At 33.2% G+C, this 21,117-nt stretch carries 20 protein-coding genes and 2 pseudogenes; 11 read left to right on the top strand and 11 right to left on the bottom strand.

Translation table 11 applies throughout. The features are described 5' to 3' along the window. Nucleotides 1-27 precede the first annotated feature (27 nt). Nucleotides 28-1,140, top strand: coding sequence for a lactonase family protein (locus tag J2Y38_RS08515; protein ID WP_309841265.1), 1,113 nt, complete (start codon nt 28-30; stop codon nt 1,138-1,140). Nucleotides 1,141-1,264: 124 nt separating this feature from the next. Here J2Y38_RS08515 and J2Y38_RS08510 read toward each other — a convergent pair whose 3' ends face one another. From J2Y38_RS08510 to J2Y38_RS08495, 4 genes and pseudogenes are all read right to left on the bottom strand, one after another. Further along, nucleotides 1,265-2,617 carry a DEAD/DEAH box helicase gene (locus J2Y38_RS08510; protein WP_309841263.1) on the bottom strand — a complete coding sequence of 451 codons (1,353 nt, stop codon included), beginning with the start codon at nt 2,615-2,617 and terminating at the stop codon, nt 1,265-1,267. Between the two features lie 158 nt (nt 2,618-2,775). Further along, the gene (locus J2Y38_RS08505) at nt 2,776-3,540 is read right to left on the bottom strand and encodes a TIGR02757 family protein (protein WP_309841262.1); all 765 of its coding nucleotides are present in this window, start codon (nt 3,538-3,540) and stop codon (nt 2,776-2,778) included. A 142-nt stretch (nt 3,541-3,682) separates the two neighbouring features. Then, nucleotides 3,683-4,132 (bottom strand): annotated as a pseudogene (locus J2Y38_RS08500) (ABC transporter ATP-binding protein); the annotation flags it as partial. A 216-nt stretch (nt 4,133-4,348) separates the two neighbouring features. Beyond that, nucleotides 4,349-4,561 (bottom strand): annotated as a pseudogene (locus J2Y38_RS08495) (ATP-binding cassette domain-containing protein); the annotation flags it as partial. 113 nt (nt 4,562-4,674) lie between these two features. Between J2Y38_RS08495 and J2Y38_RS08490 the strand changes: the two are divergent. Both J2Y38_RS08490 and J2Y38_RS08485 read left to right on the top strand, forming a co-directional pair. Then, nucleotides 4,675-5,394, top strand: coding sequence for a phosphodiester glycosidase family protein (locus tag J2Y38_RS08490; protein WP_309841260.1), 720 nt, complete (start codon nt 4,675-4,677; stop codon nt 5,392-5,394). A gap of 93 nt (nt 5,395-5,487) precedes the next feature. Next, nucleotides 5,488-5,784, top strand: coding sequence for a hypothetical protein (locus J2Y38_RS08485; protein ID WP_053473692.1), 297 nt, complete (start codon nt 5,488-5,490; stop codon nt 5,782-5,784). A gap of 2 nt (nt 5,785-5,786) precedes the next feature. On the opposite strand, the gene J2Y38_RS08480 is transcribed toward J2Y38_RS08485, so the two are convergent. The 6 genes from J2Y38_RS08480 to J2Y38_RS08455 all read right to left on the bottom strand — a co-directional run bounded on the left by J2Y38_RS08480 (nt 5,787) and on the right by J2Y38_RS08455 (nt 10,790). Then, nucleotides 5,787-6,089, bottom strand: a complete 303-nt coding sequence (locus J2Y38_RS08480; RefSeq protein WP_053473691.1) for a DUF6787 family protein — start codon at nt 6,087-6,089, stop codon at nt 5,787-5,789. Nucleotides 6,090-6,119: 30 nt separating this feature from the next. Next, nucleotides 6,120-6,557 (bottom strand): DUF6146 family protein, encoded by a 438-nt coding sequence (locus J2Y38_RS08475; RefSeq protein ID WP_073483042.1) that lies wholly within the window; start codon nt 6,555-6,557, stop codon nt 6,120-6,122. A 170-nt stretch (nt 6,558-6,727) separates the two neighbouring features. Continuing rightward, nucleotides 6,728-7,291 carry a DUF937 domain-containing protein gene (locus J2Y38_RS08470; protein ID WP_056206335.1) on the bottom strand — a complete coding sequence of 188 codons (564 nt, stop codon included), beginning with the start codon at nt 7,289-7,291 and terminating at the stop codon, nt 6,728-6,730. Nucleotides 7,292-7,395: 104 nt separating this feature from the next. Continuing rightward, nucleotides 7,396-8,346 carry a D-2-hydroxyacid dehydrogenase gene (locus tag J2Y38_RS08465; RefSeq protein ID WP_309841258.1) on the bottom strand — a complete coding sequence of 317 codons (951 nt, stop codon included), beginning with the start codon at nt 8,344-8,346 and terminating at the stop codon, nt 7,396-7,398. A gap of 207 nt (nt 8,347-8,553) precedes the next feature. Continuing rightward, complete coding sequence (gene serC, locus J2Y38_RS08460) at nt 8,554-9,624, bottom strand: 3-phosphoserine/phosphohydroxythreonine transaminase (protein ID WP_309841255.1); 1,071 nt, start codon at nt 9,622-9,624, stop codon at nt 8,554-8,556. A gap of 92 nt (nt 9,625-9,716) precedes the next feature. Beyond that, nucleotides 9,717-10,790: an acyl-CoA reductase gene (locus J2Y38_RS08455; RefSeq protein WP_309841253.1), complete on the bottom strand. Its 1,074-nt coding sequence runs from the start codon at nt 10,788-10,790 to the stop codon at nt 9,717-9,719. Between the two features lie 158 nt (nt 10,791-10,948). Between J2Y38_RS08455 and J2Y38_RS08450 the strand changes: the two genes are divergently transcribed. Together J2Y38_RS08450 and J2Y38_RS08445 are read left to right on the top strand one after the other, a co-directional pair. Further along, entirely contained in the window at nt 10,949-11,302 is a 354-nt protein-coding gene (locus J2Y38_RS08450) for a 4Fe-4S dicluster domain-containing protein (RefSeq protein ID WP_056206329.1), read from the top strand. A 162-nt stretch (nt 11,303-11,464) separates the two neighbouring features. Continuing rightward, nucleotides 11,465-12,622: a hypothetical protein gene (locus tag J2Y38_RS08445; protein WP_309841251.1), complete on the top strand. Its 1,158-nt coding sequence runs from the start codon at nt 11,465-11,467 to the stop codon at nt 12,620-12,622. Nucleotides 12,623-12,763: 141 nt separating this feature from the next. Here J2Y38_RS08445 and J2Y38_RS08440 read toward each other — a convergent pair whose 3' ends face one another. Next, nucleotides 12,764-15,400, bottom strand: a complete 2,637-nt coding sequence (locus J2Y38_RS08440; protein ID WP_309841249.1) for a TonB-dependent receptor — start codon at nt 15,398-15,400, stop codon at nt 12,764-12,766. Nucleotides 15,401-15,694: 294 nt separating this feature from the next. Here J2Y38_RS08440 and ychF point away from each other — a divergent pair, with 294 nt between their 5' ends. The 6 genes from ychF to J2Y38_RS08410 all read left to right on the top strand — a co-directional run bounded on the left by ychF (nt 15,695) and on the right by J2Y38_RS08410 (nt 21,063). Beyond that, nucleotides 15,695-16,789 (top strand): redox-regulated ATPase YchF, encoded by a 1,095-nt coding sequence (gene ychF / locus J2Y38_RS08435; RefSeq protein WP_309841246.1) that lies wholly within the window; start codon nt 15,695-15,697, stop codon nt 16,787-16,789. Between the two features lie 349 nt (nt 16,790-17,138). Further along, nucleotides 17,139-17,816: a TIGR02117 family protein gene (locus tag J2Y38_RS08430; RefSeq protein ID WP_309841245.1), complete on the top strand. Its 678-nt coding sequence runs from the start codon at nt 17,139-17,141 to the stop codon at nt 17,814-17,816. An 8-nt stretch (nt 17,817-17,824) separates the two neighbouring features. Next, nucleotides 17,825-18,511, top strand: a complete 687-nt coding sequence (locus tag J2Y38_RS08425) for a hypothetical protein (protein ID WP_309841244.1) — start codon at nt 17,825-17,827, stop codon at nt 18,509-18,511. A gap of 90 nt (nt 18,512-18,601) precedes the next feature. Continuing rightward, complete coding sequence (locus J2Y38_RS08420) at nt 18,602-19,561, top strand: YihY/virulence factor BrkB family protein (RefSeq protein WP_309841243.1); 960 nt, start codon at nt 18,602-18,604, stop codon at nt 19,559-19,561. Continuing rightward, nucleotides 19,558-20,082: an NAD(P)H-dependent oxidoreductase gene (locus tag J2Y38_RS08415; protein WP_309841242.1), complete on the top strand. Its 525-nt coding sequence runs from the start codon at nt 19,558-19,560 to the stop codon at nt 20,080-20,082. The genes J2Y38_RS08420 and J2Y38_RS08415 overlap by 4 nt, the downstream gene beginning before the upstream one ends. Further along, nucleotides 20,083-21,063, top strand: coding sequence for a transglutaminase domain-containing protein (locus J2Y38_RS08410; RefSeq protein WP_309841240.1), 981 nt, complete (start codon nt 20,083-20,085; stop codon nt 21,061-21,063). Nucleotides 21,064-21,117: the final 54 nt, after the last annotated feature.

The raw sequence follows: 21,117 nt of genomic DNA, 5'->3' as shown, positions 1-21,117 counted from the left end.
ATTTTAGCGTATTCAAAAAAACAAACTATGAAAAAAATATCTCTAATATTATTTTCAGCTTTAGCATTAACCACTGTCAAAGCTCAAAATAAATTTAACCTTTTGGTTGGAACTTATACGAATACATGCCAGAGTAATGGAATTTATGTTTATGAATTTGATGCAAATTCGGGCGAGTTTAAATTGAAAAGCTCTTCAGAAAATGTAGTGAGTCCGAGTTATTTATCGGTTTCGGCAGATAATAAATTTATTTATGCAGTAAACGAAAACGGAACACAAAGTACGGTAAGTTCATTTGGTTATGATTCTGCATCAGGAAAAATTAATTTTTTGAATAAAAATGATGCATTGGGAGCAGATCCTTGCCACTTGATAAATGATGATAAAAATGTAATTGTTGCCAATTATTCTGGCGGAAATATAGTAGTTTATAAAAAGAATGCAGACGGAAGTATTTCTGAAGTACAGCAATTGATTCAGCACGAAGGAAAAGGGCCAAACGCAGCACGTCAGGAAAAAGCGCATGTGCACATGGTGGTTTTTTCTCCAGATAAAAAGTTTGTACTTTCTAATGATTTAGGTTTAGATAAAGTCTTTATATACAAATACAATCCTGCGTCTAAAAATGAAATTCTGACTTTAAAAGGAAGTGTTGATGTTAAACCGGGAAGCGGCCCAAGACATTTGACTTTTAGCAAAGATGGAAAATTTGTTTATTTAGTTCAGGAATTAGATGGTACGCTGACAACTTTTAGCTATGATAAAACCGGAAGTCTAAAAGTAATTGCCGAAACCAGTATTTTACCAAAAGGCTTTAAAGGCGGAACTGGAGCAGCAGCCATAAAAATCTCACCTGATGGAAATTTTCTTTATGTTTCAGACCGTGTTGATGCTAATGCAATTTCAATATATAAAATCCTTAAAAATGGAAGTATTGAATTAGTAGAACAGCAAAGCACTTTAGGAAAAGGCCCAAGAGATTTTTCTATTGACCCAACAGGAAATTACCTTTTAGTTGGTCATCAATACACAAATGACATTGTTATTTTTAAAAGAGATATCGCAACAGGAAAAATTACAGATACAGGAAAAAGAATTCAATTGTGTTCGCCTGTAGGGCTGGTTTTTACGAAAATTTAATCTAAGTTGCTAAGGTTCTAAGGAACTAAGATGCTAAGAAAAAAGGCTCAAATATTCAAAGAATATTTGAGCCTTTTAAATTTTTAAAAAACTTAGAATCTTAGTAACTTAGAACCTTATTATCTTACTTATTCCCATCTTTTCTCTTCTTATCTCTCGTTTTCAACATATTTCGATTGACAGAACCGTGGGTTTTCTTTTTTGTTTTTGAAGGGCCTCCTAAATTGACTTTTTTGTTCTTTTTAGATTTTTCATGAAAAGCTCCGTCTCCTTCGAGTTTTACTTTTTTCATTAAAAACTTAATAGGCTGTTTGTCTTTTTCAGGTTCGATTAGTTTTGTTGAAACTTCAACTTCTTCAGGAAAATCAGTAATATCAAGTTCCTGGTTCATTAAAACCTCTACTTCAATTTTAAATTCCTCTTCTCTTGGAGTTACAAAACTAATAGCCGTTCCAGTTGCGTCTGCACGTCCAGTACGACCAATTCTGTGCATGTATAATTCTGGTTCTTCCGGAAGTTCGAAGTTGATTACGTGCGAGATATTAGAAATATCCAAACCTCTCGCCATAATATCAGTTGTGATTAAACCGCGAAGATTTCCTTCCTGAAATTCAGCCATTGTACTTAAACGGTAATTTTGAGATTTATTTGAGTGAATTACACCAAACTGACCTTCAAAATCTTCTTCAATGCGTGTATGAAGCATATCTGAAATCTTTTTATTGTTTACGAAAACCAAAACACGATCCATGCTTTCGTCGTTCTGCAATAAATGCTTTAACAGATTTACTTTTGTATTAAAGTTTGGAACGTTGTATGTAACTTGGGTAATTTTTTCAAGCGGCGTTCCAGATGCTGCAAGTGTAACTTCTTCGGGGAAATCAAAATAATCGTTTAATATATCATCAACTTCATCTGTCATTGTTGCAGAGAATAATATATTTTGACGTTTGGTTTTCATCATCGCTAAAAGTGAAGTCAGCTGTGGCCTGAAACCAAGATTCAGCATTTCGTCAAATTCGTCGATTACTAATTTTTGAGTTTCATCAAAACGAACAACAGCATCAAGTGCTAAATCCATTGTACGACCCGGAGTTCCAACTAAAATATCGACACCTTCGTAAACGGCTTTTTTTTGTGTATTGATGTTTACACCTCCATAAATACCCAATGTTTTAACCGACATGTATGTGGTTAATTTCTCCACTTCTTCAACAACCTGAACAACTAATTCACGGGTTGGAACAAGTACAACAATTTTAGGTGTATTGGTATTAGTGAACTTATAAAGTTTTAAAAGAGGCAGTAAATAGGCAAATGTTTTACCGGTTCCGGTTTGCGCAATTCCCATCATATCACGTCCAGACATGATTACAGAGAAAGATTTTTCTTGAATAGGAGTAGGCGTAACAAAGCCTAATTCGTCAACAGCTTTTTGTAATGATTTTGGGAGATTGAATTTTTCGAAAGTGCTCATTTGCATTAAATTTTGTGCAAATGTACGTTAAAATGATGGTTTTTTGTTGATTTTGTTTTTTTGATACTGAATTGTCACCCTGAGCGAAGTCGAAGGGACGTACCAATTGGAGCGCGGGCTTCGACTTCGCTCAGCCTGACATTTAATAACTTTAAATTTTAAAACCCTTCAAAAACACCTAAACCAAACAAAGCAAAATCGTATTTTACAGGATCTGCAGCGTCCATTTTGCGGAGTTGTGTATCTAATTCCAATAAAGCTTTTGCGTCGTTTTGCTTTCGCGAAAGAATTCCTAGTTTGCGGGCAACGTTTCCGGAATGTACATCAAGCGGACAAGATAATGCGGAAGGGGAAATTGTTTTCCAGATTCCTAAATCGACACCTTTTGTATCTTGGCGAACCATCCAGCGTAAATACATGTTGATGCGTTTTGCGGCAGAATTATTCAGAGGATCTGAAATATGTTTTTGAGTTCGTGGTAAATGATCGATTTCGAAAAAGATCTTTTTGAATTCGCTTATGCTTTTCTGTAAACTGTCTTTTTCCTGATTTTTAGCAAAAACAGCTTCAAGTCCGTTGTGGTTTTTATAGATGTGCTGTAAACCTTTAATGAATCCGCCGAAATCTTTTCCGTTGAAAGTTCGGTGAACGAAATTTTCTAAATCGGCTAAATTATCTTTAGAGTGTGACATAACGAAATCGTAAGGCGTATTGCCCATCAATTCCATCATTTTATGCGAATTTTTGATAATCATTTTGCGATTTCCCCAGGCGATTGAAGCGCTTAAAAATCCTGCAATTTCGATATCTTCTTTTTGAGAAAACAAATGCGGAATCTGCACGGGATCACTTTCGATAAAATCCTGATTGTTATATTGAATGACTTTCTCGTCGAGAAATTCTTTGAGTTCTTTTTGGTTCATTTGAAATGAAATGTTCTTGTTTATTTGAGTGTCCTAGCCCTGAAGGGAGCGGCATCTCCCGATTTAGAAAAACAAGGCTTTTTAGCTGTAGTTTTTGTTTATCGGGAATATAGCGGACAGCAGGAAATAGCTCCTATAAATATTAATTACTAATCTGCCCGTCGACCATAATTAATTTTCTGTCGGCCATATTGGCTAATTCTTCGTTGTGGGTTACAATTACAAAAGTCTGTCCGAATTCATCGCGAAGCTTGAAAAACAATTGATGTAAATTTTCGGCAGAATGTGTGTCAAGATTTCCAGACGGTTCATCAGCAAAAATCACGTCGGGTTTGTTGATTAAGGCTCTTGCAACTGCAACGCGCTGTTGTTCTCCGCCCGAAAGCTCGTTTGGTTTGTGATGAATTCTGTGTGATAAACCTAGATATTCCAGAATTTTTTTAGCTTCTTTTTCGGTTTGTGCTTTTGGTTTATTGGCCATAAAAGCAGGAATGCAAACATTTTCTAAAGCTGTAAATTCTGGTAATAATTGGTGAAACTGGAAAATAAAACCGAGATTTAAATTTCTAAATTCAGATAGTATTTTGTCTTGCTTGCTTTTCTTTTTGAAATATCTGTTGTAGTACACAAACATGGAAACTATTGGTAAAAATAAGACGCCAAGGGTTACTAACCTTAATGTTTCATCCAAGATTTTTGTTCTGAAAAACAATAAATAAACAACCAAAATTATAATGTAAATTATACCAGACCAAGTGACGATTTTAAATGTTTTTTCTTCTTTTGAATTGTCATTTTCAATATCCTGCAGTCTCAAAATATTTTCACCATTAATGCTTAATGATGATGCTGAGTTTCTTTCGGGTGTGTCTAAAGTTCCCAAAATTTGTAGTAAAGTCGTTTTTCCGGCACCGGAAGCTCCAACAATCGAAACAATTTCGCCTTTCTTAATATGTAAATCAACTCCTTTTAAAACTTCAAGTTTGTCGTAGAATTTATGTATGTTTTTTGCGTGTATCATTTAGTGAAACTGTTTTTACAAAGAAACGAAGAATCTATCGATATAAAAATGTGTTGTAACAGAATTTTATGAAGTAATTTTACGTTTACTTTTAATAATTCAATATTTGAAAAATGAGATTAAAAATAGTTCTGTTTGTATTTATAATTGGGCTTGCTGCTGTTTTTGTTAGTGCTGAACAATATTCGGATGATTTATTTTTAACTTATAAAGTTGATGTTAAAAAACAGCATTTAAGATTGTTTTGGAAAGATGAAAAAGGAAAACGATTTGAAAGTATCGAGAATCTTAAACTTTATACTGCTTCAAAAAATCTTAAATTAGATTTTGCCATGAATGCCGGAATGTATAAAGTAGATCATTCTCCGCAAGGACTTTATATTGAAAAACAAAAAGTATTATCTCCTTTAGATAACACAAAAGCAGACGGAAATTTTTATTTGAAACCAAATGGCGTATTTTATATTACGACTAAAAAAACGGCGGTAATTTGTACGACTGAAAATTTTAAGAATAATAAAGAAATTGAATTTGCGACACAGTCTGGTCCAATGTTAGTTATTGATGGTCAGATTCATTCTGCTTTTAAAGAAGGGTCGAAAAATCTAAATATTAGGAACGGAGTAGGCATTTTGCCTAATGGAAATGTAGTTTTTGTGTTGTCTAAAAAAGAGATTAATTTCTACGATTTTGCGAATTATTTTAAAACTTTAGGCTGTAAAAATGCGCTTTACCTTGACGGATTTGTGTCCCGTGCGTATCTCCCGTCACAAAACTGGATTCAAACCGATGGAGATTTTGGTGCGTTATTTGCTGTGACAAGAAATAATTAAAAGGTGGAAATTTTGAAATTAAATTTAATATTCAAATAAAATGAATTTGATGATTTATTTTTAATTTCGGAACAAACTCAAATCAAACTTAAAATGCAAGACCTAAAAGTTGTAGATGACAATAGAATGTCAAAATTAATTATTGGATTAATTTTGGACGGAATTGGTATGATTTCTTTTTCGATTCCGCTTCTTGGCGAATTTTCAGATGTAATTTGGGCGCCAATAGCGGCTATAATTATGACCAGAATGTATAAAGGTAGAGTTGGAAAAGTAGCCAGTGTTTTAACTTTTATTGAAGAAGTAATTCCGTTTACGGATATCATTCCTTCTTTTACATTGACATGGATTTATACTTATTTCTTTTCCAGTGAGAGAGTAAGAGAATAAATTTAGTTTTTGAACAAAAATCCTAATCCCATATTTTTGAGCATTTTCTTTTCGAAGTTCCAAAAGAATTTAAACTGCCCAAAAACGGTTCCTATTGCGACCAGCAGAACCTGATAAATAGGAAAAATTATAAGCAGTCGAATTAAGGTAAACCAGCCTCCAAAATCTTCTTTGGTGATTCCCAGCCAAACGCAAAATGGTTTAGACAGCCAGGCAGAAGCCGATCCTGTGATGGCAAAAACGGTAAGTATTATAATGGCTTGTAAATTTGAGGTGATTCCCCAGCGTTCTTTTAGTTTATTCATTGCTATTTGTAATGATTACAAATATAGTAATTATCTTGAAGGAACATACCCCCAAAGTTTTTGTTTGTAAGTATTTTGAAAATAAATCATGTAATTGTAAATTAAGTAATTTACTTCGTATCCGTAATGAATGTCAGGACGATAGTTAATAGACATTTCATATAAGTTAGGACTATAACGCTGCGGTTGTAAAACACGGCTGTTCCATTCGGTTACATACAAGTTATTTTTGTTTTCAAGATATTCTAATGAATGATAATTTCGTGGATAAGCTCTTGATTGAAGCCAGGTGCTAAAACCGTTATCTATAATTATTACTTCGTATTCCAGAGAATCGTTTGCAATTCTAACGGTATCGTTTAGTTTTTTGTTTGAAGCAGTATTATCTGCACTCGCAATGTTCTGTGAAGCTGTAGAACAAGCAATTATTGTCAATAATATGATCAATATGGAAATACACTTTTTCATAACCATAAAGTTACGATTTTTTTTTAAGGTTCAGAGGGGCAAAGGTTCAAAGTAACAAAGGTTTAACTTCTTACTCATAAAAATAAAAACTGATTACAAATTTGTAATCAGTTTTTAGAATTTTTCTTAAGGTCTTTGTTACTTTGTTACTTTGAACCTTTGTAACTAGACTATTTACTTCCAAACAATTTCCCAATAAACCCGGCGATACCGCCTTTGCTTTTGGTAACTACAAGTACATCGGCAACGTCTAGTTTTCCGTCGTTGTTTTGGTCAAGGCCAAATTGAGTTCCATATTTTGAAATGGTATCCATAATTCCAGATGCTTGTCCGCTGTTTCCTGAAATCGAATTGATGATATCCGAAATCTGAAAACTGCTGTCATTTGGATCTTTTGCTTTATTTACTAATGAACCTAAAATCTGCGGAATTAAGTTTGAAGCTACACCAGAAGAATCGGCACTGCTTAAACCAAATTTTTCTCCCAAACTTCCAGACAATTGCTGCGAGATTTGCTGTACGACTGGATTTGAATTGTCTATAGGGGAATTTCCGTTGAATAAACCGGCTAATTGTTCACCTCCGCCTTCTGAAGCAATCTTTTTTAAGCCTTCAAAAATAGAATTGCTTGTTTCGCTTATTACGGCTTCGTTATGCTCATTTGGGACTGCATTGTTGTTTACAACAGCATCGCCTCCGTATTGCTGTACTAATTGGGTTAATTGTTCAAACATGATTTTTGATAATTAGGGATTAGAACTCAAATTTAGTTAAAAAAAGAAAGGGATTTATTAAACGATGTTAATAAATCCCTTCTAAATAATTTAAATATAGTTTGTTAGCTTAACAAAGTAATAATTTGTGATGCTAATTCAGTACCAATTCTGTCTTGCGCTTCTCCAGTTGCAGCTCCAATGTGCGGCGTCAATGAAATTTTTGGGTGCATTAAAATTGTCATTTCTGGTTTTGGTTCGCTTTCGAAAACGTCTAAACCTGCAAAAGCAACTTTTCCTGAATCTAAAGCTTTTACTAAAGCTACTTCATCAATAACACCTCCACGAGCACAGTTTACGATTCCAACTCCGTCTTTCAAAAGTTCAAATTCTTTTTCTCCAATGATGTAACCATCTTGAGCAGGAACGTGTAATGTAATGAAATCAGACTCTTTAAATAAAGATTCTAAAGATTGAGAAACAATTGTAGTTGTGATAGATTGTCCGTCGAAAAACTCAACTTTTACATCTACCTGAGGGATAAAACTATCAGCTGCGATAACTTTCATTCCTAAACCAAGAGCCATTTTTGCTGTAGCTTGTCCAATACGACCAATACCAACAATACCAAGCGTTTTTCCTCTTAATTCAATTCCGTTTGCGTATGCTTTTTTCAAACCGTCAAAGTTTGAATCTCCTTCAAGAGGCATGTTTCTGTTTGAGTCATGCAAGAAACGAACACCAGAAAATAAGTGTCCAAATACCAATTCAGCAACAGATTCTGAAGATGAAGCCGGAGTATTAATTACATGAATTCCTTTGCTTTTAGCATAATCAACATCGATATTATCCATACCAACACCACCACGACCGATGATTTTGATACCAGGACAAGCATCGATAATATCTTTACGAACTTTAGTTGCGCTGCGCACTAAAATTACACTTACATTATTTTCATTGATAAAGTTAGCTACTTGTTCCTGAGCTACTTTTGTAGTTATAACTTCAAATCCGCCTTTTTCTAAGGCTAGAATTCCACTTTTAGAAATTCCGTCATTTGCTAATACTTTCATTGTGTGTATGTCTTTGCGAGGAACGAAGCAATCTCATCCTCAATATTAATTTTCTTTTTTGATTTAGGAGCTAATCCCGCTATCCGTTCCAATCTTTTATTTTTTTAAAGAAAAAAAATAAAAGGATTTCCACTTCTATCGGGGCTAGGATCTCGGGATTCAATTCACATTTTTGGTAAACTGAAAACTAAAAACTGAGACTGAGAACTAAACTTTAGACTCCAATGCTTTCATTACATCAACTAAAACCTGAACACTTTCGATAGGCATAGCGTTGTAAATAGAAGCTCTGTAACCACCTACAGAACGGTGTCCTGGTAATCCAGAAATATTTGCAGCTTTCCATAAAGCATCAAAAGTTTCTGTATGATCCGGGTTGTTTAGTAAGAAAGTCACGTTCATTTTAGAACGGTCTTCTACCGCAGCAGCACCTTTAAATAATGGGTTTCTGTCGATTTCAGCATAAAGTAAATCTGCTTTTGCGTTGTTTAATTTTTCAACAGCAGCGATTCCGCCTTTTTCTTTAATCCATTGTAACGTTAATAATGAAACATATACAGAAAAAACAGGCGGCGTATTGTACATACTTTCTGCTTTGATATGTTTAGCATAATCTAACATACTAGGAATTGTTCTTCCGTTTTTACCTAAAATTTCTTCTTTAACTACAACAAGAGTAGTTCCTGCAGGTCCCATATTTTTTTGAGCTCCGGCATAGATTAAATCAAATTTAGAGAAGTCTAATTGACGAGAAAAAATATCAGAACTCATATCGCAAACTACCGGAATGTTAGTTGACGGGAATTCCTGCATTTGAGTTCCAAAGATGGTATTGTTACTTGTACAGTGAAAATAATCAGCATCGGCTGGTATTTCGTAACCTTTTGGAATATGTGTATAATTATCATCTTTTGAAGAAGCTACAACAATAGTTTCTCCAAAAAGTTTTGCTTCTTTAATAGCCGCAGTTGCCCACGTTCCTGAATCTAAATAAGCTGCTTTTCCGTTTTCTTTCAATAAGTTATAAGGAGCCATCAAGAATGCAGTACTTGCACCACCTTGTAAAAACAAAGCCTGATATCCTTTTCCTTCAAGACCTAATAATTCTAAAGCCAGCGAACGAGCTTCATCCATAACAGCAACAAAATCTTTGCTTCGGTGCGAAATTTCAAGAATAGATAATCCTGAATCATTAAAATTTAAAATTGCTTTTGATGCCTTCTCAAAAACTTCCTGAGGTAAAATACTTGGTCCTGCGCTGTAGTTGTGTTTTTTCATGGTTGTTGTTAATAGTCGAAATTTTAAAAACGCAAATTTCGGCAATAGGAGCTGAAAAAGCGATAAATAATTCGAAATAATTAAACATTTTTTTACTTTGTTGTTAACAAAAACGTTATAGTATCAACGTTATCTGCATAATCCCACAATTGAGGATTTTGGGTTTGACCAAATGCAACACTATTTTCTATTAAATTGCTGCTTACAATGCATTGAATTTGCTCTGCATCGGTTTCCAGACGCGATTTTAAATCTTCCAGGTTTTCATAATATTCATAGAAAACGCTCGAAATAGGCGAGGCGTAGCTCGAATCTTCTTTTAAAGTTAAAAATCCGTTATCTAATAATTTGAAATTACTCATTAAGAAAACAGCTTTATTGTAATCGTAATTATTAGCGTATTTTTCGTAATGAATTACGTCCTGATATTTAAAAATGGCCTGAAAAAAAGCATCGAATGAATAGCCTTTCGGAACAAAAAGTTTAGATACATTTCGGCATCCTAAACCAAAATATCTAAAAATATCTTCGCCAAGAGCTTCTAATTCTTCGTGTGTTTCTTTTCCGTTTAAAACGGCAGCCGAATTTCTGTTTTTTCGGATGATGGAAGGTTTATCCTTAAAATAATATTCAAAATAACGTGCCGTGTTGTTGCTTCCGGTGGCGATTACGGTATCAAAATTTTCCAGTTTCCCATCCACGAAAGTGATTTTATCTTTTAAATTTTCATCAACAGCAATTAAATACTTTGCTAAAAATGGCAGTAAATGCTGATCGTTTGAAGATGTTTTTACTAATGCTTTATTTCTGGTAATTAAAACGGACAGAAAATCGTGAAAACCAACAAGCGGGATATTTCCTGCCAGAATCAACGCAACAGTCTTTTCTTTTTTATCATTCTGAGCGAAGTCAGAAGAATATTGAGAAATCCATTTGCTTATGTTTTCTTCTGTTAAAGCATCTGCCCAGGATTTTACTGCAAAATATACTTGTTCCGGAGTGTACCAGCCATTATGAGATTGTGATAAATGTATTAGTTTTTCGAAATCATCAAAAAAGATATCGTTATATAAAATGTCAGATTTCTGTACAGAATGCTCTTCTGAAAACTGACTTAGAAATTTTCCTAATTCAACAAAAACACTTTTTTTTGTTTCTAATGTCATAATGTTTGTTTATGAATTGTTTTGATTGTAATTTTGCACAAAAATAAGCATAATTAAGTCGAAAGTCAAAAGTCTTAAAGTCAAAAGGGAGAAATGTCTTTGATGTACTTTATTTTACTTTAAGACTTTAGACTTTTAACTTTAAGAAAAATAAAAAGATGGCAATTATTATAACTGACGAATGCATAAACTGTGGGGCTTGCGAACCAGAGTGCCCAAATACAGCAATATATGAAGGAGCAGATGATTGGAGATATAAAGACGGAACTAGCCTAAAAGGAACTGTAATTTTACCTGACGGAACTGAGGTTGATGCTGATGATGCACAAACTCCAATTTCTGATGAAATTTATTATATCGTTCCTGGAAAATGTACAGAGTGTAAAGGTTTTCATGATGAACCTCAATGTGCTGCTGTTTGTCCTGTTGATTGTTGTGTGCCGGATGATAATCATGTAGAAGATGAAGAAACCTTGTTGAACAGACAAGCGTTTTTACATGGAGATGAATAATCTTTGTAATATAGATATTAAAAGTCCCGAGCTCAAACTCGGGATTTTTTTTGCTTTATTCGAAATCTTAAAAACTTATTGCGTTGGCTTATAATATTTTATATTTTAGTGCTTACTTTTTTAATAAAAATTTAATACTTTAGTTGAAAATTCAATAAGCATATGAGGAAATTCATACTTTTATTTTTTGTTTTATTTAGTTTGACAGTTTTTTCGCAGGAAGAACAATATTCTATTGTAGTAAAAGATATAGAGACACAGCTTCCTATTGAAAATGCTACAGTTGTTATTCTAAAAACAAAACAAATATTATCCAGCAATAAAGAAGGTAAAGTTACTTTTATGCTTACCGGCGGTTCTAATGTACAGGTATCAGAAACCAATTATGAAACTCTGACGGTACGCTGGACATCTTTAAACGGAGATCAAAAATTTATTGTTTATCTAAAAAGTAATAATAACAAACTAGATGAAATTGTTCTTTCTAAGCAGTCTCCGCAAAAAGTACTTCAAAAACTTGTAGATAATTCATCAAAAAAACTGGCATCATCTTACAGACTAAAAGTATATGTGAGAGAGTTTTTTATGCTGGATAATAAATATTCTTATTTTAATGACGGATTGGTTAATTTTCAATTTTCAGGAAGTCCTTCGACAACACTTTTGGTAGAACAAAACAGATCTTATGGTTTGCTGGAAACGGATGTAAGCGCAGATTTAAGAGGTTATGATTTGAATAATATCATGAAAAATTATAATGATTTTAAATATTTTGATCCGCTTTTAGATCCGAAAGCAAAAAAAGAATATGATTTTGTTATAAGAGGCCATGCTAAAAATAAGGATTATTATGTAATGTATATTACGCCTCTGGATAAAGCAAAAGAGGCTATTGATAATTTTGAGATTATTTATGATCCTGAAAAGAAACTGATTATTGAATTTAAAATTGATATTACACCGCAGAATCTTGATAAACTTGAAGAAAAGACCGAGGTGAATTCTAAAAATATTACAAGATCATTTATTAATGTTGATTATAGGGTAGACGGGGAGAATTATTATTTATTGAGTTCAAATGAAGAAATAGCTTATAATCTTATTTTGAAAGATCAGGTAAAGAAAATTCAGGTTCGAAATAGTTTTATTACGACAAATTTCAACAGACAAAATTTTACATATAAAGAAAGTGATGTTTTTAAAGAGAAATCGCTTTTCAATAAAAGAAATAAAATATTGACCAATTACTGGGATATTTCAGGATTTGTTGCAACTGATGAAGAAAAGGCAATTATTGCTTCTTTGGATTATAAATTGTGAGAGAGTAATGAGTAAAGAGTAAAGAGTAAAGAGTGAGCTGTTATTAGTTTATTTTTATTAGTATAAAAAAATCCTGAACTATTGTTCAGGATTTTTTGTTTTTAGTATTGTCAGGCTGAGCGAAGTCGAAGCCCTTTTCTTTTAGAAATTAAATCCAAGTCTTGCGTAGTAATAAGCTCCGCTGAAACCCATTTGTACAGCATCCCAATATCCACCAGCTTCTGTGTTTCCTAGCTCGTCTTGTTTTGTTGGATAAACATTAAACAAGTTGTTGCTTCCAAGACTTAATTTTAAACTTTTTGTAAATTGATAACCTACAGTTAAATCGGTAACTAATCTTGGGTTGTAAACATCATCTTCATCAGCATAATCAACCAAAACCACTTTGCTGAAACGAGTAAAAGCTAAACCTGCATCAAACTTACTTTTAGAATAATTTAAGTTTAAACCAAATTTATTGTCTGGTGCAGAAGCTAATAAGAATGCTTTCTCACGTTTTCCGAAGAAAGTAGCTTCATCTAATAAAGGCCCATTTTTTACTCTGTCAATTTTCATATCGTTGATGTTTCCAACCAATGTTGCTCCAAAAGTTCCAAAATCATATGTTTTTTTCCATGATAAAACTAAATCCAGACCATGAGTACTTGTATCAACTCCGTTAGCAAAAAACTGCGCTTCAGAAACACCAAGATTTAAAGCACTTGCATCAAAATATCCGGTAAGAACAATACGGTCTTTTACTTTAATATAATAACCATCAACTGTTGCTGTAAAATCTCCAAAAGAAGCTGTAAAACCTAAAGAAGCATTTTCGGCTTTTTCTTCGTTTAATTTACCAATTCCAAAAGCTCTTGTAATTTCACTGTCATTTGGTGCCAGTAAAACCTCAGTTGCTCCGCTTGCATTAAAGTTTGTAAAACGTAAGTTATAATAAATTTGAGCTAAAGAAGGCGCACGGAAACCTGTACTTACAGAACCTCTTAAGTTAAAATGATCACCTAGTTTTAATCTAGAGGCTAATTTTCCGTTTACAGTACTTCCAAAATCGCTGTAATTTTCAAAACGAACAGCTGCGTTTACCATAAAAGCTTTAGTTACGTCTAATTCTCCATCAGCATATAAAGAGAAGTTGGTACGGCTTTCGTTAACTTCATTTGCAGGACTGTAACCTGGAAAACCTTGAGAACTTCCCGGTCTTGGATTCCCTGAAATAGGATCAATTGGGGCACTTTGTGTTGTTGGATCCGTAATTGGCACTCCATTAGTATCATAAGTTGTATAAGAACCTTCTTCTCCTGCAAAAATTTCGAATTTCTCTACTCTAAACTCAGTTCCAAAAGCGATATTGAAACCGCTAAGAACACTGTCGTAATTTTTAGAAATATCAAAATTAGTTGTATTTTGAAGCAAACTGTGTCCTCCCGCGTCAAATTCGTGTGGAGATTTTTCTTCAAGAGAAGCATTTATAGTTCCTTTAATGTCATACTGGAATTTATTTTTTCCAAAAGTATTACTCAAATCAAATTTCCATCCTCCGCCAGATTCAGTTTTAATTCCCGCAGCAATTGAATTGTCATTAATTTTTGATGTAATTCTAGGTGTATAACCACCCGGATAAACAGACTCTACAACTCTTTCACCATCATTTCTGGTAAAAGCATACGCATCTGTATCTCTAAAATTACTTCCTCCAAAAGCATAAAACTCCGTTTTGTCAGCAATTGGAACTGCAAAATTGGCAAACAAATTTACCCCTTGCATTTCGGCATCACCAAAACCTTTTCTAAAATCATAAGCAGGTCTTAAAGTTTTATTTTTATTTATAAATTCACCAGTAAAGTTTGCATATCCGCCTTTGGTTCCTAATGCAACACCATAATTAGCGGCAACTCTTACAGAACCTCCATCAAAATCCTGATCTTTTCCGTATGAATTTCCATTTCCGTTTTTATCTAATCGGTATCCTTTTGTATTTGGTGTTCCAGGAACGAAATCACCATCTGCATGCGTATTAAAAACACCATAAGTTACAGATCCTGTAAGTTCGTTTACATTATCATTTGTAATAATATTAATAACTCCGGCAATGGCATCAGAACCGTATTGCGCCGAAGCACCGTCACGTAAAATCTCGATTCTTTTAATAGAAGCAGCCGGAATTGCATTTAAGTCAGTTCCTGTATTTCCACGTCCTCTTGTTCCAAATAAATTGATTAAAGACGATTGATGTCTTCTTTTTCCGTTAATTAAAACCAAAGTCTGGTCTGGTCCCATACCTCTTAAAGAAGCAGGGTCTACGTGGTCAGCACCATCAGATCCAGATTGTTTATTAGCATTAAAAGATGGAGCAACGTATTGCAATAACTGATTAATTTCAATTTTACCACTTTGTGTTGTAACATCTTTTACATTAATAACATCAATAGGAACGGCAGAATTTACAACAGTTCTTTTAGTACTTCTGGAACCTGTCACGACTACATCGCTCAAAACCTGTCCGCCGCTTTCGTCTAAAGTTACATCTACTTTATCGCCCGAAGCTGATTTTTCGACTGTTCCAAAGCCTACATAGCTAAAAACAAGAGTAGCGCCTTCTTTAACTTTGATTTTATAACCACCTTCAAAATCAGTAGAAACACCATTCGAAGTTCCTTTTTCGACAATATTAACACCAGGAAGTGGTGTTCCGGTTTTATCCTTAACGACGCCCGAGACTTCTTTTTGAGCAAAAAGAAACGCTGAATTCAGCAGTAATAAAAATAATGCAATCTTTTTCATGGTTGTTGGTTTTTTGTTTGGTTTTTTGTTGATTACTTTTATAAAAGTAATATTTTTTAACAAAAACTTAATAATAAGTTTAAAAATTTTTAAGAATAACCTTAAAATTATATTAATGCACATTTTTACTTCGCTCACGAGGTATTAAATCTTATATTTGCAAAATTTTAAAGCCAAAAAATATCATTTTGGCAGAAACAAAAAAACACACGTAAATCATAATCCATTAAAATAGAGAGTTAATGGTGGGGCTTTGATAAGCTCAAAGTCCAATAAAATAAATAGAAACAACAGATGAAAGCAGGAATTGTAGGATTACCAAATGTTGGAAAATCAACATTATTTAATTGTTTATCTAATGCAAAAGCGCAGAGTGCGAACTTTCCGTTTTGTACAATCGAACCTAATATTGGTGTTGTAAACGTTCCGGATCCAAGAATCAACAAATTAGAAGAATTAGTAAAACCAGAACGCGTACAAATGGCAACTGTAGATATCGTTGATATTGCAGGTTTGGTAAAAGGAGCAAGTAAAGGTGAAGGTCTTGGAAACCAGTTTTTAGGAAACATTAGAGAATGTAATGCTATCATTCACGTTTTACGTTGTTTTGATAATGATAATATTGTTCACGTTGACGGAAACGTAAATCCAATTCGTGATAAAGAAACGATCGATATCGAATTGCAGCTGAAAGATTTAGAAACGGTTGAAAAACGTTTGGAAAAAGTAAATCGTGCTGCAAAAACCGGAAATAAAGAAGCGCAAACTGAAAAAGCACTTTTAGACAGAATCAGAGAAGCATTATTACAAGCTAAATCTGCACGTACTATTATACCTCAGAGTAATGACGAAGAAGTTTTAATGGAATCTTTTCAATTAATTACTGCAAAACCAGTTTTATACGTTTGTAATGTTGACGAAAGTTCTGCTGTAAACGGAAACAAATATGTTGATCAGGTTCGTGAATTAGTAAAAGATGAAGATGCTGAAGTTATTATTCTTTCAGTAGGAGCAGAAGCTGATATTACAGAATTAGAAAGCTATGAAGAGCGTCAGGTTTTCCTTGAAGATATGGGATTAACAGAGCCGGGAGCGTCAGTTTTAATTCGTGCTGCTTACAAATTATTAAAACAGCAAACTTATTTTACAGCTGGTGTAAAAGAAGTTCGTGCTTGGACAATTAATATTGGAGCAACTGCACCGCAAGCAGCAGGAGTTATCCATACTGATTTCGAAAAAGGTTTCATCCGTGCAGAGGTTATTTCATATGAAGATTACGTTCAATACGGTTCTGAAGCAAAAGCAAAAGAAGCTGGAAAATTTAAAGTTGAAGGAAAAGAATATGTTGTAAAAGATGGTGATGTAATGCATTTCCGTTTTAACGTTTAATTTTTTTTAAGAAGATAGAATAAAAATTATAGAAAATAGACTAAAACTGCTGGAGGAATTCAGCAGTTTTTTTATGCTCTAAAACTTGAGTTCTCTACTGTCAGGCTGAGCGAAGTCGAAGCCCACGTAAGAAGCTCCATATAGTATTGCTAATCTTTGCGTGGGCTTCGACTTCGCTCAGCCTGACAAAAATGAGAATAAAAAATCCGTTTAAATCCGCGCTTTCGCGAAAGCGAATCCGTAAAATCCGCGTGCCATTTCGTAAGCAAATTTACAGTTTGAAAATTTTTGGCTCAAAAATTGGTTACAGAAAAATTACCAATTACTAATCTAAAATAAACTAATCAAAATGCTAAAAAAAACTTTCAAAATTTTAAAATGGACATTTATCGGAATCTTTAGTTTTCTTGTCCTTTATGTATTATCTGTTTATCTGATTTCTAAAATTACCGTTAATTCAGATGTTGTTCAGGTCGAAGAGCAAAATGCAGTTCCTATTTACATTCTTTCAAACGGAGTTCATACAGATATTGTCGTTCCGATAAAAAATGAAATCAAAGACTGGCGAAACGAAATTCAGTTTAGCCAAACCCAATCAAAAGATTCATTAATGAATTTTATCGCTTTTGGCTGGGGTGACAAAGGCTTTTATCTTGATACGCCAGAATGGTCAGATTTAAAAGCAAGTACAGCTTGTAAAGCTGCATTCGGAATCAGTTCATCGGCAATGCATACTACATTTTTCAAACAATTGAGAGAAGGCGAGGACTGCAAACGCATTTTGATTTCAAAAGAAAACTATCAAAGTCTGGTTAATTATATTTCGGATAGTTTCAGCGATCCAATTCATCCGGAATGGATAGAAGGTCACAGTTACGGGAAGAAAGATGCTTTTTACGAAGCAAAAGGAAGTTACAGTCTTTTTTATACTTGTAATACCTGGGCAAACAATGCTTTAAAAGCTGCAAACCAAAAAGCAAGTTTGTGGACTGTTTATGATAAAGGGATTTTTTGTCATTATAAATAAAACTGGATATGAAAAAGCTAATTTTAATATTCGCTTTAATAACTGTTTTAAGTTCTTGTAAAAAAGCAGATGCGGAAGCAGTAGAAGTTTGTGATGGTTGTTTGACTTTTTACTTTGAAAATCCGCAACCTATTAATGATTCTGAATTAAGAGGATTTCCATCTAAATTTAAAGGATTATATATGAATAACGATTCTACTTACATTAGAATTGAAGAAGATAGGATCTTAAGGGAGTATTTTTATAAATATAGATTTCATAAATACTTTTTAGACTCTTTAAAACAGAAGTATGAGGTTGTCAATGATCAATTGATAGATAAAGAAACAAAGGAAAAAATTGATTTTTATTTTAAAGGAGATTCCATAGAAATGGTAGAAAAAAGTATTGATACCATTTTTAGGTTTTCGCTTAATCAAAAAGCAAAACGTATTGACGGGCAGTTAGTTTTAAGTACAAGAGATTCGATATTTTGGGATATAAAAACCATTGCTTTAGAAAAAAATATACTTAAAATTAAGCATATTTATTTACGTGAAGATTTATCTAAGCTTGATTCAGTTACTTTAATTAAAGGCAAAATGTTAGATTCAACTTCATATTTAATAAAGCCTACACGACGTGAATTTAAAAATATTCTAAAAATAAAAAAAATAGGAACTGATCAGGAATATGATAAGGTTCTGGATAATTAACATGGAAAAAATATAAAATCTGGTTAAAAAGCAAGAATCCAAAATTTTTCATTATTGCGTAAATTTGAGAGAATATCTAAAAAGCAACAAATGAAAATCAAAAATATATTCTCCAAGACATGGTTTCTGTTAAAAAATACTTTTTTAGAATTTAACGATGATAATGCCATTAAGCTTAGTGCGGCACTTGCATACTATACCATATTTGCATTGCCGCCTTTATTAATTATTATCATTACAATTTGTGGTTTCTTTTTTGGAGAGGAAGCTGTAACGGGAGAATTGTACGGACAAATTAATGGTTTGGTAGGTAACGGCGCAGCAAGTCAAATTCAGGAAGCTATTAAAAATGTACAATTATCTGGCGATAATGTTTTTGCAACCGTATTTGGAATCATAATGTTATTAATTGGGGCGTCAGGAGTTTTCGCCGAAATACAAAGTTCTATTAATTTTATTTGGGGATTACGTGCGAAACCAGATAAAGGAATTAAGAAATTTATTCAAAACCGCTTAATGTCATTCTCAATGATTGCCTCAGTTGGTTTTTTAATGCTGGTCAGTCTTTTTATAAGTACAACTTTAGACTTACTTAGTTCACGTTTAAAAGTTTATTTTCCAGAGAGTACGGTTTATTTATTTTATATAGTTAATATAATTATTGTACTGGCAAGTATTACTACTCTTTTTGCTATTATTTTTAGAACATTACCAGACGGAAAAATCAAGTGGAAAGATGCTTTTATAGGATCAGGAGTTACGGCTATACTTTTTATGATTGGTAAATTTGCCATTGGTTTTTATTTAGGAAGTTCAACAGTAGCCTCTGTTTACGGTGCTGCAGGATCTGTGATAATTATTTTAGTTTGGGTTTATTATTCGGCAATTATTCTGTATTTTGGAGCAGAATTTACCAAAGTATATGCAAAATCTTACGGAGGTAAAATTTATCCAAATGAGTACTCGGTAGAAATAGCAAAAGAAATTTACGAAATCGACGAGACAAAAAAAGAACCAATAGAAGAAAAATTACAAAAAGAAAAACCATGAAAATTATCGCCTTTGGAGGAAGTAACAGTCAGCATTCGATCAATAAAAAATTAGCCGCTTACGCAGCAGGTTTATTTGAAAATGCCGATGTCGAAGTTTTAGATTTAAACGATTACGCAATGCCATTATTTAGTGTTGATCTTGAAAAAGAAGTAGGACAGCACGAACTTGCAAAAGCATTTCTTGCTAAACTTGCCAGCGCAGATATTTTAGTCGTTTCTCTTGCTGAGAATAACAATAATTATTCATCAGCATTCAAAAATTTATTCGATTGGAGTTCCAGGATTACGAAAGAAGTTTTTCAGCAAAAACCAATGTTATTACTGGCAACTTCGCCTGGATCAAGAGGAGGTGCTTCTGTTTTAGAAATTGCACGAAATGCTTTGCCAAGATACGGAGCTGAAATTAAAGGAACTTTTTCATTACCAACATTTGGCGCGAATTTTGATTTACTAGAAAATAAAATTTCTAACGTTGAGTTAGATAAAGAACTCAAAGATATCATCAAATTAAATTTTTAAATGCCACAAAAAAAGATTGCTTTTATATTCCTTTTGTTGAATAGTATTTTTTTGAATTATACTTTCGCACAAAAAATTAGTGAAGTAGATAAAATCGTTGCAAAATATCCAAAAAGTTTTGCAACCACAGAAAAATTAGCGGAAAGAATTGAAGAAGACTTCAGTTCTGATTATGACAAGGCACGAGCTATTTACAGCTGGATTGCCTTCAATATAAAGTATGATTTTAATGCTTTTTTGAATCCGCCGAGAACGCAGGGATTTAGTTATTCTACTGAAGCCGAAAAACAACACAAAATTAAAGAACTGAATGACAGATTATGGCAAAAAGCCTTTAGTTCGAAGAAAGCTGTCTGCGAAGGTTTTACTGCTTTATACCAACATTTAGCAGAACTAACAGACTTAAAATCTGAAATTATCAGAGGAGATTCTAAAATTTCATTAAGAGATATTGGCCGAAAAAATACTTCTTCAAATCATGCATGGAATATTGTTTTGATTGACAGAAAATGGCGTTTGATTGATGTGACTTGGGGACAGGGTTATTTTGATAATAGCAAAGGCAGAATGGTAAATGATTTTTCATCTGTTTACTTTGATACAGATCCCGATTATTTCTTCGCTAAGCATTTCCCTGATTCCGGCTCTTATTTGGGATATAGATTAGATAAAGATGCTTTTCTTGACGGACCTTTAATTTACAACAAAACGATCGAGAACGATTTTAAAATTAAATCTCCAACTACCGGAATTATCGAAGCTAAATACGGAGATAAAATTGATGTTGAAATTAAAAATGTAAAAAAATCAGATCAGATTCTTTATTTAAATAAAAGAAATCAGCCCGTTTTGATTAAAAACGCAAAAGAGAAAAGAGGCGGTTTAGAATTTCAAATTCCCTATGACAATAATATTGGTGAATACGTTACAGTTTTTGTAAACACAAATAGTATTGTTTCTTTTAAAGTTATTCCAAAATAAAGTCAACATTGTTTGTTTGCAGATTTTCTTCTTTTATTGAATTGGCGTATCTTA

Origin of the sequence: Flavobacterium sp. 2755 (genome assembly GCF_031455715.1) — a bacterium.
In the GTDB taxonomy this organism is placed as follows: domain Bacteria; phylum Bacteroidota; class Bacteroidia; order Flavobacteriales; family Flavobacteriaceae; genus Flavobacterium.
The sequence above is the reverse complement of the archived record's forward strand: the minus strand, read 5'-3'. Positions and strand labels throughout refer to the sequence as shown.